The 403-nt window shown below is 56.1% G+C and carries 1 protein-coding gene; it reads left to right on the top strand.

The genetic code is table 11. The features are described 5' to 3' along the window. Positions 1–7 precede the first annotated feature (7 nt). On the top strand, positions 8–403 hold a 396-nt coding region (locus tag KJQ97_RS09620), incomplete at its 3' end, for an RNA methyltransferase (protein WP_502756493.1).

Genomic DNA, 403 nt, shown 5'->3' on the forward strand with positions numbered 1-403 from the left:
GTTAATGATGGTGCAACCCTTGCGGGACGCCACTCACGCAGCAAAAGCCGCGGCAGGTGAAGGCGCTAAAGTGATTTATCTGTCGCCTCAGGGACGCAAGCTTGATCAAGCGGGCGTTAGCGAGCTGGCCACGAATCAGAAGCTTATTCTGGTGTGTGGTCGCTACGAAGGCGTAGATGAGCGCGTAATTCAGACCGAAATTGACGAAGAATGGTCATGTGGCGTTTCCGTTCTCAGCGGTGGCGACCTACCGGCAATGACGCAGATTGACTCCGTCCACCGGTTTATCCCGGGGGTTTTGGGGCTAGAGGCATCAGCAATCGAAGTTTCGTTTGCGGAGGGGTTGCGGGATTGTCCGCCCTATACGCGCCCGGAAGTGTTAAAGGGGATGGAAGTACCGCCA

It is taken from the genome of Campylobacter sp. 2018MI01 (assembly GCF_018501205.1).
Classification (GTDB): domain Bacteria; phylum Campylobacterota; class Campylobacteria; order Campylobacterales; family Campylobacteraceae; genus Campylobacter_E.